General features: G+C 70.1%; 13 protein-coding genes and 1 tRNA gene. 1 reads left to right on the top strand and 13 read right to left on the bottom strand.

The genetic code is table 11. The features are described 5' to 3' along the window. Positions 1-3: 3 nt before the first annotated feature. Positions 4-1,611 carry a dynamin family protein gene (locus ACWDRW_RS26650; protein WP_451726582.1) on the bottom strand — a complete coding sequence of 536 codons (1,608 nt, stop codon included), beginning with the start codon at positions 1,609-1,611 and terminating at the stop codon, positions 4-6. A gap of 320 nt (positions 1,612-1,931) precedes the next feature. Here ACWDRW_RS26650 and ACWDRW_RS26645 point away from each other — a divergent pair. Beyond that, positions 1,932-2,007: transfer RNA gene (locus tag ACWDRW_RS26645), tRNA-Arg, on the top strand. A 183-nt stretch (positions 2,008-2,190) separates the two neighbouring features. Here ACWDRW_RS26645 and ACWDRW_RS26640 read toward each other — a convergent pair. The 12 genes from ACWDRW_RS26640 to ACWDRW_RS26585 all read right to left on the bottom strand — a co-directional run bounded on the left by ACWDRW_RS26640 (position 2,191) and on the right by ACWDRW_RS26585 (position 9,756). Continuing rightward, positions 2,191-3,498: a tyrosine-type recombinase/integrase gene (locus ACWDRW_RS26640; protein WP_451726581.1), complete on the bottom strand. Its 1,308-nt coding sequence runs from the start codon at positions 3,496-3,498 to the stop codon at positions 2,191-2,193. 83 nt (positions 3,499-3,581) lie between these two features. After that, entirely contained in the window at positions 3,582-3,782 is a 201-nt protein-coding gene (locus tag ACWDRW_RS26635; protein ID WP_451726580.1) for a helix-turn-helix transcriptional regulator, read from the bottom strand. Next, positions 3,779-5,146 carry a replication initiator protein RepSA gene (repSA, locus tag ACWDRW_RS26630; protein WP_451726579.1) on the bottom strand — a complete coding sequence of 456 codons (1,368 nt, stop codon included), beginning with the start codon at positions 5,144-5,146 and terminating at the stop codon, positions 3,779-3,781. Before repSA ends, ACWDRW_RS26635 begins: the two co-directional genes overlap by 4 nt. Positions 5,147-5,274: 128 nt before the next feature. Beyond that, complete coding sequence (locus ACWDRW_RS26625) at positions 5,275-5,589, bottom strand: SpdD-like protein (RefSeq protein ID WP_451726578.1); 315 nt, start codon at positions 5,587-5,589, stop codon at positions 5,275-5,277. 24 nt (positions 5,590-5,613) lie between these two features. Beyond that, the gene (locus ACWDRW_RS26620) at positions 5,614-5,769 is read right to left on the bottom strand and encodes a hypothetical protein (protein WP_451726577.1); all 156 of its coding nucleotides are present in this window, start codon (positions 5,767-5,769) and stop codon (positions 5,614-5,616) included. Positions 5,770-5,782: 13 nt separating this feature from the next. Beyond that, a complete protein-coding gene (locus ACWDRW_RS26615) occupies positions 5,783-5,974 on the bottom strand; it encodes a mobile element transfer protein (RefSeq protein WP_451726576.1) in 192 nt (63 codons plus the stop codon). 5 nt (positions 5,975-5,979) lie between these two features. Further along, positions 5,980-6,168, bottom strand: coding sequence for a hypothetical protein (locus ACWDRW_RS26610; protein ID WP_451726575.1), 189 nt, complete (start codon positions 6,166-6,168; stop codon positions 5,980-5,982). 17 nt (positions 6,169-6,185) lie between these two features. Next, positions 6,186-6,860, bottom strand: coding sequence for a DUF2637 domain-containing protein (locus ACWDRW_RS26605; RefSeq protein WP_451726574.1), 675 nt, complete (start codon positions 6,858-6,860; stop codon positions 6,186-6,188). After that, a complete protein-coding gene (locus ACWDRW_RS26600; RefSeq protein WP_451726573.1) occupies positions 6,860-7,036 on the bottom strand; it encodes a hypothetical protein in 177 nt (58 codons plus the stop codon). Before ACWDRW_RS26600 ends, ACWDRW_RS26605 begins: the two co-directional genes overlap by 1 nt. Positions 7,037-7,120: 84 nt before the next feature. Beyond that, on the bottom strand, positions 7,121-8,476 hold the full coding sequence (locus ACWDRW_RS26595) for an FtsK/SpoIIIE domain-containing protein (protein ID WP_451726572.1): 1,356 nt from the start codon (positions 8,474-8,476) through the stop codon (positions 7,121-7,123). Between the two features lie 2 nt (positions 8,477-8,478). Beyond that, positions 8,479-8,838, bottom strand: coding sequence for an SCO3933 family regulatory protein (locus ACWDRW_RS26590; protein WP_451726571.1), 360 nt, complete (start codon positions 8,836-8,838; stop codon positions 8,479-8,481). A gap of 138 nt (positions 8,839-8,976) precedes the next feature. Further along, on the bottom strand, positions 8,977-9,756 hold the full coding sequence (locus ACWDRW_RS26585) for a GntR family transcriptional regulator (RefSeq protein ID WP_451726570.1): 780 nt from the start codon (positions 9,754-9,756) through the stop codon (positions 8,977-8,979). Between the last annotated feature and the right edge of the window lie 25 nt (positions 9,757-9,781).

Raw genomic sequence — 9,781 nt, 5'->3', positions numbered from 1 at the left:
CGGTCACCTCTCCTTCTGCAGTACGGACAGCGCGGCGATCAGCTCGGCCTGCGGTTCCGGGTGGACGTCGAGCGCGTCGAGGGGGGCGAGCCGGCGCTCGCGTTCGGTGTGCATGACCCGGTCGAGATGGTCGGCGAGCAACCGGCCGCCCCGGTCGCGCAGCCGCAGCGCGCCATGGGCCCCGATGCGCTCGGCGAGCCCCTCGCCCGCGGAGCGGGCCCTGCGGCCGCCCAGGAGGGTGGTGGCGACCAGGGCGGCGACGACCTCGGGATCGGGCGCCGCGCCCCGCTCGAGGCCGCGCACCTCCTCCTCGGCGTACTCCTCCAGCTCGCGCCGCCAGCGCCGTACCGCCAGACCGATGCGGTGCTCGGCGCTCTCCAGGGTGGGGTCGCGGTCCCGGAGGGTGGGGTCGGCAGCCGCCGGTTCGCGGCGCCAGGCGTCCTCGACGCGCTCGTCGGCGGCCGTGACCGCGCACAGCAGCAGGGCCGCGAGGCTCCCCACGAGGGCGTCCAGGAGTTCACCGGCGGAGCAGTCGAGGGGGAAGGCGCGCCAGCGCTTGAGGGCGTCACCGGCGAGGACGGCGCCGGACTGCAGCCGGCCCCGCACGCGCGCGTGCTCGCTGTCGTACGCCGAGTCCACGGCGGCGGTGAGCCGCAGGGCGGCGGAGTACTGGGCGGCGGCGGCGCTGGCCAGCTCCGGCATCCGGGACTTGAGGGAGTCGAGGACGCCGTAGGCCGTGCGGGCCATCACGTGCTGGCGGGCTGCCGGGTCCTGGGCCTGGTGGACGAGCCAGGTGCGCAACGGGGCCACGGCGGTGGCGGGCAGCAGTCCGCCGCCCCAGGCCGACTCGGGCAGCTCGGGGACGGTGAAGCGGGGCACATGGCCGAGCCCGGCCTTGGTGAGCAGGGCGCCGTACTGCCGGGAGACTTCGGAGACGACCTGGTGGGGGACGCGGTCGAGGACGGTGACGAGGGTGGCGTCGTACTCCTTGGCGGTGCGCAGCAGGTGCCAGGGGACGGCGTCGGCGTAGCGGGCGGCCGTCGTGACCATGATCCAGATGTCGGCCGCGCAGATCAGCTCGGCGGCGAGGACGCGGTTGTCGGCGACCAGGGAGTCGATGTCGGGCGCGTCGAGGAGGGCGAGGCCGGGCGGGAGCGTTTCGGCGGTCTCGACGCGCAGCACGCGCGCGGGGTCCTCGCCGGGCAGCAGGAGGTCGTCGCCGGGGTCCTGCTGAGGCACCCACACCCGCGTGAGGTCGGGCAGTACGCGCATCCCGCTGAACCAGTGATGATCCTCCGGATGGCAGACAAGCACGGGCGTCCGTGTCGTGGGCCGCAACACCCCCGCCTCACTGACCCTGCGTCCCACGAGGGAGTTGACCAGCGTCGACTTGCCGGCGCCCGTGGAACCTCCCACGACGGCCAGCAAGGGCGCTTCAGGCTCTCTCAACCGGGGCACCAAGTAGTCGTCGAGCTGGGCGAGCAGTTCGTCGCGGTTGGCACGCGCGCGTGGCGCCCCCGCCAGGGGCAGCGGAAAGCGTGCGGCTGCGACTCGGTCGCGCAGAGCGGAGAGTGCGTCGATCAACTGAGGCCGTACGTCCAAGGTCACCACATGCGAAGAATGCCCAATTTTAGGGGAATTCTGAAGCATATGAGCATGTCTGCGCGCCGACAGAACACAAGGGACGGAAGGGGCGACCGGGACACCGGCATAGTCCAGGCATAACGAGTGCACAACACCCGGTGCGCGAGACGCCAAAAGCGGTGCACGATTCGTACCTGCCTGCGATTATCAGGACCGCTTCACTGAACCTCCACATCGAGCCACGGAGGCGAAGCAGCAGGGACAAGGACGCGGGAGCCCTATCCTTGTCCCCGGCAACGTCACGGATCAGCCCACACCCGGGCACCACGACAGAGGCCACCACACCGGCCCCCGTAGCTCAGTGGATAGAGCAGGCGCCTTCTAAGCGCTTGGCCGCAGGTTCGAGTCCTGCCGGGGGCGCCATTCCTCAGCTCTCCTCCGGGAGGGCTTTTTTGCTGGTCAGGGCCTGTTTCACCAGACACGCCGGAGCCCCGGGCACTCCCCCGTCGATCATGGAAGCACTCCGGGGCCGTCCGGCTGTCACCGGGATTTCGCGGGTGGCCGTGTCGAATACGTGTCGAAGTTCTCGCCGCCGGAGACCGTCACTCAGCCGTGCGGCAACTCGGGAAGATCTCCGGCGGCTTCAAGTCGCCGCTTCAGGTCCGGCAGCTGCCCGTCGACGCACCGGGCGTATGTGGAAAGCAACACAGCGACGCTGTTCCCGGCCCACTCAGCGACCTGAGCGGGAGGGATGCCGTCGTTGAGCCATTTGGTCAACCGCGTGTTGCGGTTGTCGTAGACACGTCGCCCGGTTGGCGAGTCGAAGACGTGCGGCAACAGCACGGCCTTACGGGCGCTGCGCCAGGCCCGCCGGATGACGCACCCCGCGAGGATGCCACCGAACTCGCCCTGAAACAGCAGATCACCGGGCCGGAGCTGCTCGTCCTCGATGTGCTGGCGAAGGATGCGGGTCAGGTCGGGATGTCCTGGGACGGTGCGCGTGTCACCCTCCGCACGCCCTTTCAGATGGCGTTGCTCGTGGATCTCCCCGGTATCGGTCCACTGCTTACCGACCTCTGGCGTCGCGGTGTGGAACAGCAACTCGCACCACTGGTCGGCGGCTTGGCGGGGTGGGAGAGTCACGTCCTCGACCCGCATCGCCACGGCTTCCTCCGGCCGGGGCCCGCAGTAGTAGAGCGTGGCGAAGAAGGCGTGCAGTCGCTTGCCGCCCCGGGGCCGGCGGCGGATCCAGTCGAGGATCGCGGCCGCCTGCTCGGGGTTCAGCAAGGACCGCTTGTCGACGGCGTTCGTGGTCTTCGTGGCGCTGGTCGATTCCTTGCCCTTGGGCAGGGTGTTCGCCCGCAAGATTCGCCGCCGGACGGCGTACTCCAAGGCCACGTTGAGGATGCGACGGTTGCGCTTCCTGGACCAGGCCGCAGCTTGCTTGCCGTCGAGACGGGTGTCGATGGCGCGCAGGATCTGCTCGACGCGCTCAGGGTCCTCCCAGACCGAGATGGGGAGGGAGTTCCGCTCGACCCACCTGAGGATCGCCGCCACCTCTCGGGGCGCGTCCGGTCGTCGGTTCGTGTTGAACGCCCACTCGCGGAGGGCCGTGCGCACGTCAGCGGGTGCGAACTGAGTGGGCTTGGCCCGGAGGAGCGCAATGGTGGTCGCGGTCAGGGTCTTGGCGACGTTCTTACGGCTATTGCCGCCGAGTTGAGGCCAGCGGGCATCCACGTACTCGACGGCGAACCGGTACCAGCTCATCTCGGCAGCCTTGGAGCGGTGGGACACCGGAAGACCGGTGCTGACCACGAAGGCTTCACCCTTGCCCGTGGCCTGGATGAGTCCGGAGCGGAAGCCCTCGGCGAGCGCGACGGTGTCGAAGGGCTCGCGCCAACGCTTGCCCGCCACGACCCACCTCACGGTGTAGGTGGTCTTCCGGGCGCCCTTGTAGACCAGGATCTTGTAGATCTTGACATCGAAAGTGGTCTCCATCAGGCGGCCTCCTCGCGGTCGTCGAGCCAGTGGTCGAGGTCGCTTCGCCGGATACGGAGGTCGCCGTTCGGGAGCTTGATGCAGCGGGGCGCGCGGCGCTTGGCCCGCCAGTCGTAGAAGGTCGAGCGGGAGATGGCCAGTTCCTCGCAGACCTCCGCGAGGGTGAGCATCGTGCGCCGAGACCGGATGGCCGTGGTCATTCCATGCTCCCTTCGGTCAGGAGGGCGTCGCGGGCGGTCTCGCGGTTGGTCTGGAGGTCGCGGGCGATGGTCGCGGCGAGGGCGGCCTCACCCGGCGTGTGGCCATGGCCGGCGTACTGCCAGTCCCTGAGGACGAGAACGGTGTCCGGCTCGCGCTCGTCGAGGCCCCGCGCGGCGGCCTCCTGGGCGGCTCGGTAGTCGGCGCGCGCCTTACGGAGGGCACCGAGGGTGGTCGAGTAGGTGCGCGACTTGGACGAGAAGTGCCCGCGGAAGCCGAGCATGTGCGCCCAGGCCCAGAGGCGCCGTTCCGGGTACAGGCCGTCCAGGTCACGGCACGCCGTGATCAGGCGCCGGGTGTGGTCGGGGAGCTGGTGGCGGTCGAGCTCGGCGAGTTCGCCGATGCGGCGGTCGAGGGTGCCGGTGTTCTCAGCGGCCTTCGTGGCGTACTTGGCGACGTACGAGGCGACGGCCTGTTCGGTGATGTCGGAGCCGTCACCGAAGGCTTTCACCGGGCGGACGTCGAGCTGTCGACCCCAGCGGAAGGTACGGGCCGGTTCGTCTTCGGCGGCCGGTACCGACACCGAGGTGTAGGAGTGCGCGGCGGCAGCCCGTAGCGCGCTCGTGAGGAGGTCGACCGTGGCCCAGTCGGGCGGAGGTGTCCCCGGTCCCTCCGGGCCGTCGAGGCGCACGACGGCGTGGAAGTGCAGGGCACCTCGCTTCTGGAACTCGGCGACCTTGCCGTACGAGACACGGAGGTGCTCGGAGAGCTCCCGGCGGGTCAGGCCGACGCGGACGGCGATCTCGCGGCGGAGCCGTGTGGTGAAGCGCTGCCACAACTGCCCGGCGTGGTTGTTGAACAGCACGGCGGCCGCGTAGTCGTAGGTGTCCGGGTCGAGGGCGGTGCCCAACTCCGGCGCGTCGACCGTGTGCTGTGTACCGCAGCGGCAGGCGCCGTGGTCGGGACGGTTGTGGACCGGGCCGAACGAGGGTGCCGTGAGGGTGGCGAAGACGCGTGGGTGTTCGCGGACGGTTTCGGGGATGTCGCGGCGGTCGTCACCGGCGAGGCCAGCGCGGATGAGGTGGTAGGTGTCCCCCGCGTAGGTCCAAGCGCAGGACGGGCAACGGGAGGCTCGGCGGTTGCCGCAGGCGAGGCGGAGCCGCCCGCCGGGCTCGTCCTCGGTGGAGTAGTGGTGCAGTCGTTCACCGGTGGTTTTGTCCTTGTGGAGGACCCAGCCGGTGAGGTGGATCGGGTCGGAGCAGCCTCCGGTGCGGCGGATCTGGTCTTCCCACCGGGCGAAGTCGGAGGCGGACGCCACTCGGAGCAGGTCGCCGAGGGTGATGGGGTCGAGGAATGTGGCGGGCACGGGCGCACTCGGTATCGGAGCTGAGGCGCGGTGGGCCATGCTGGATGCTTCCTTCCGGTTGCGAGATCGGACGGGTACGGCGCCCGGGCGGCGGATGCTTGGCGGTATCGAGGCCGCCCGGGGGCCGCTCAGCGCCGACGGGTCTCAGCGCTGATGAGCGAGCGGACGACGAGGGCGCAGACGGCGATCGAGGCTCCGGTGACGGCGACCGCCAGGAGCATGGAGACCAGCACGGCGCCTACGACCAGAACCGCGGCGGTGCCGCCACCGATCAGGGCGAGCGCGGTACCCGGGGTGAGCTGGACGACCGGCCGCCGGGTCTGCGTGGGGGCGGTCGGCGGCACGGCATGGGCCGAGGTAGTGACCGTGGTCGGCTCGACGAAGACGGCCGGCGTCACCTGCCCGGTCGGGACGGGCATGGTCGGGATCTTCGGACGGAACATCGGCGGACTCCCTTCAGGAGCGACCTACTTGAGGAAGCTGTTGATGGCGGGTGCGAGCACGCTGTCGGCGAGGAGGAAGCCGCCGAGCAGCAGGACTCCGAGAAGCCAGGCGGGCGGACGAATGAGCTTGACGCCGAGGTAGCCGACGACGAGCAGGACGAACCAGAGCGGAACCTGCATGGCGGGCGGTCTCCTAGCGGACGCGGCAGCGGTGGGTGCGGGCGGCGAGCTGGGCGGCGGTCTGGCTGGAGTAGTCGGCGGACCATCCGCAGCGGTCGGCGGTGCAGACGGCGGCGTGCGCGGTCCGGCCGCTGCGGTCGCGGTGGGTGCCGATCTGCACGGGGCCGATCCGCATCACGGAGTGGAAGTGGTCGCGGGCGGGCATGGCGGTCAGTCCTTCCGGGACTTGGTGGGATTGGGGAAGGCGGCGCGGATGTCGGCAGCGGCGGCCGGGTCGGCAGTGCGCCGGGCGGCTTCCTCGGCGAGCAGGTAGGCGAGGTAGGGCCGGTTGGCGGCGGCCATCTCGCGGGCGCCGTCGAGGTGGTCCGTAGCGGTCAGGTCAGAGGGGTCGAAGGCCATCTGTCGTCTCTCTCGGGTCAGGCGAGCTGGGCGGCGATGGCGTCGGCGAGGTGGGGCGGGACGCCGAGACGGGCGCGCAGGGTGTCGGTGTCGATCGGGGCGCCAGTCCGGTCGCGGTACTCGGCGGCGACCTTGCGGGCGTGGTCGAGGAGGACGGCGGGAACCGCGGGCCCGGCGTCGGAAGCGGGGTCAGTGGGCGGAAGGGCCGGTGGTTCCTCGGCCGCCGCAGGGGCAGGGGCCGCCGGGATGGGATCGGGGTCCGGCTCGGCCGGGCAGGCCGCGGACTCGGGGCTTGCAGTGGGCTCCGGGGCCGGGGGCGCGGGGTGGCCAGCGGAGTGGGCGAGGAGCGTGCCGCCGAGGAAGGCGAGGGCGGGCCAACCGGCGATGCCGAGGCGGAGCAGGGCGGGCGGGTCGGCCAGGTCGAGGAATCCGGCGGTGGCGACGTTGGCGCCCAGTGAGGCGAACAGCGCGATGAGGAACCAGCACCAGGCCAGCCGGGACGGGCCTTCCGTCCGCAGGCGCCGCCAGGCCGCGACCAAGAGCAGGTCCACGCTCACCGGGTAGGCCCACGCCTTCCAGCCGTCCTGTCCCGCAGCGGCGGCCAGGTCGTGAAGGTGAGCGAAGGACAGTGCTCCGGCGATGACGGCCTGAATGAGGATGGCGTCCACGCGCAGTCCGTGACGGACGCCCATCAGGACACCTCCCCCGGGGTGTCGTCCGAGGTACCGGGCGGCGTGGGCAGCGAGGCGGCCAGGGCCGGGCTGACCGCCTCGACGAAGCTGAGGTCCGCATCGTCGGAGTCGGCGTAGAGAGCGAGCTGGCCCAGCAGCAGGAACGTGCGGGCGAGGTCCTCGCAGTCAGGGCACATGGCGTGGATCTCCCTTCAGCAGGCATGGCGGGGGTAGGGACTTGGCGCAGGAGAAGGCCGCGCCGACCAAGGTGGGAAGAGGCGTCAGGTGGTGACGGGGAACGTCTTGGAGAGCGGGACCGGCCTCTGCCGGGGGCCGCTCAGCACCGGCCGGAACGGCGCCAGCTCGGGGAGGTCCGGGGTGCGGTCGGCGTACCGGTTGCAGGTGTTGACGGCCTGGCGCAGGGAGGTGTGCGGGGCGCGGATGCGGTGCCAGCCTCCGGAGGAGTCCCCGGCGATGGCGATCCCGCGCAACTCGGCCGGGATCTGGATGGCAGCCAGGACGGCGTCCGGGGAGATGTCCCCGAAGGCCATGTTCGCGCTCGTCTCGTCGTTGACGCGGTGGGCGGTGCGGCCGGTGAGCTGGGCACGGAGCATGGTGATGCCCTTGCCGAGTTCGGATCCGAAGCGCTGCCCGCAGATCTCCAGATAGATGCCAGCCGCACGGCCGAGCTGGGCGAGACGTACCAGGGCGGTGATGATCCGGTCCCGGCGCTTCTCCTCATCCTTGCTGGCGAACAGGGCGAGTTCGGCAACCTCATCGACCAGGACCACGACCGGCACCGGGCGCAGATGGTCGGGCAGGTCCCAGATGTCGGCAGCGATCTCCGCGTCCGGGACAGCGGCGGTGATTCGCTGCTGAGAACGGATGAGCTGATAGACCTCCGCCATCCGCTCCACAAGCGCGTCGAGGAGCTCAGCCGCAGCGTCAGGAGTATCGGCGAGAGCGGAGAACCGGCGAGCCAACGGGAACAGTTCAACCCCTTGCTTGCAGTCGATGCCGACAAGGGCGACGTCCATCGGGGCAAGGCCGGCGACCAGGTTCCGCTGGTAGACCGACTTACCGGATTCCGTGGCGCCGAGGGTGAGAGCGTGGGGAATGGCCCGGTAGTCGCGGTAGTGGACGGTGCCGTTCTCGCGCAGGGCGACGGGGACCCGCATGGGTCGGGTATCGGTCTCGGCGGGCATCTGCACCCGCTTGAGTACGTCGTAGCCGGTCATCCGCACCTCGACGACACCGGAGCGCAGCTCACGGGAGTTGACGCCGTACATCGAGAACGAGTGCCGAAGCCGGTCCGAGGCGGCAGCGACGTCGAACGCGTCCTGTCCGGGACGGAGTTTGAGCCGCAGGACGAGACCCGTACGTGTCGGCCGCAACCGCAGGATGCGCGGCGGACGTGACTCCGGCATGGGCCGGTTGGTGGCCCGCGCCAGGGCGAGTCGCCACCGCGAGGGCGGGACGGTCAGGCCGCACGCATCCATGACAGTGCCGTACCGCACCAGGACCCGTAACGCGGCCAGCGTGACCCCGAAGGCCAACCAGTACCAGGCGGGACGCCGCCACCGCAGAACACCCGCGGTGACGACGACCAGCACCAGTGCGACCGTGAGAGCGGTCATGATCAGGCAGCCTTCGGCCCTGCTGCGGCAGCCTCAGCGAGCGAGGTGACCGCGACGGCACGGAAGGCAATGCCGTGCCGCTTCTGACCGTTGAAGTCGTTCTCCCAGGGGCGGGCAATGAGACCGGTGAGCGCGACCGGCGTGCCCATGGCCAGCTCACCGGTGATTCCGGGCTCCGGAACCGTGACGGAGAGGATCTCCACTTCCTCGTTCGCCGCGAACATCACGTCGACCGTCATGAGCCTGGCTCCGGTCTCGGTGTCGGTGGCGATCTCTCCAGTACGCCGGTCACGGACCTTGACCTGCGGAGTCTTGGCGACCATGACGACGGCGGTGGAGGTGTCGACGGGGATCTGACGCACAGCGCGTACTCCTCTACAGATGATGGACTCCGTCACTCATGTATATGAGTGACATGAAGAAGAGTGCCCCACTCCTATACATGAGTCAACCCGCCGCAGAGAGAAACTCGCGGCGGGCTGCGGGAAGTTGAGGAACCGTCAGTCAGCGGCAGGGATGCGGTACTCGAAGACGAACTGGTCAGCGGCCATGAGGGTGTCGCACACCTCGACCACGAGACCTTCGGTCGTGCGGGCCTCCCGGACCAGATGAACCACGGCCGCACCCTGATTCAGTGCCAACTCCGAAGCCTCAGACTTGGAGGCCGGCCGCGCCTGCAGCGTCTCCACGAACTCCGCGAACTCATGCCCGTGGTCTTCGAGTCGGGCGTAGATGCCACCGCCGCCAGGGTTCTCGGCGAACAGCTCGGGAATGTCCTTCACGACGTCCCACGGGAGGTAGGACGTGGCGACCTCAACCGGGGTGCCATTGCGGAAGTAGAGGCGCCGGCGAGCAAGCACCTGAGCGCCAACCGGGACAGCCAAGCGCTGGGCGACATCCTCCGGCGCGTCCATCGGCCCGATGTAGAGCACGCTGACCTTGGCCGTCGCTCCGGACTGCGTGGACTCCGCGAGGTAGGCCGCCTGGCCGCCCTGCCGGAGTGAGCGCCGGAAGCGGTCGGAGGAACGGTGGCGCACCGGGGGCCGGTCCTTCACGATCGAGCCCTTGCCGTGCCGGGTCTCGACCAGCCCGCTCGCCCGCACCTCGACCATGGCCTTGCGGATCGTGCCGCCGGACACGCCGTAGCGGTCCACCAGCTCGGATTCGCTCGGCACCATGTCTCCGGGTTTCATGATCCCCGCCCGGATCTGCCGCACGATCTCTTCCGCGATCTGCACGTACCGAGGCCCAGACGCGCCCCCCCCAGCAGCAGTTCCCATAGTCCTTCTCTGCCTCCTAAGCTCC

Source organism: Streptomyces sp. NPDC003635 (assembly GCF_053587635.1).
This window is presented reverse-complemented; position numbering and strand designations above follow the sequence as displayed.

Excerpts from the sequence above, each read along its gene's own strand:
- ACWDRW_RS26635 (WP_451726580.1), bottom strand. The coding sequence starts at position 3,782 with ATGACCACGGCCATCCGGTCTCGGCGCACGATGCTCACCCTCGCGGAG.
- ACWDRW_RS26625 (WP_451726578.1), bottom strand. The coding sequence starts at position 5,589 with ATGTTCCGTCCGAAGATCCCGACCATGCCCGTCCCGACCGGGCAGGTG.
- ACWDRW_RS26620 (WP_451726577.1), bottom strand. The coding sequence starts at position 5,769 with ATGCAGGTTCCGCTCTGGTTCGTCCTGCTCGTCGTCGGCTACCTCGGC.
- ACWDRW_RS26615 (WP_451726576.1), bottom strand. The coding sequence starts at position 5,974 with ATGCCCGCCCGCGACCACTTCCACTCCGTGATGCGGATCGGCCCCGTG.
- ACWDRW_RS26610 (WP_451726575.1), bottom strand. The coding sequence starts at position 6,168 with ATGGCCTTCGACCCCTCTGACCTGACCGCTACGGACCACCTCGACGGC.
- ACWDRW_RS26605 (WP_451726574.1), bottom strand. The coding sequence starts at position 6,860 with ATGGGCGTCCGTCACGGACTGCGCGTGGACGCCATCCTCATTCAGGCC.
- ACWDRW_RS26600 (WP_451726573.1), bottom strand. The coding sequence starts at position 7,036 with ATGTGCCCTGACTGCGAGGACCTCGCCCGCACGTTCCTGCTGCTGGGC.
- ACWDRW_RS26595 (WP_451726572.1), bottom strand. The coding sequence starts at position 8,476 with ATGACCGCTCTCACGGTCGCACTGGTGCTGGTCGTCGTCACCGCGGGT.
- ACWDRW_RS26585 (WP_451726570.1), bottom strand. The coding sequence starts at position 9,756 with ATGGGAACTGCTGCTGGGGGGGGCGCGTCTGGGCCTCGGTACGTGCAG.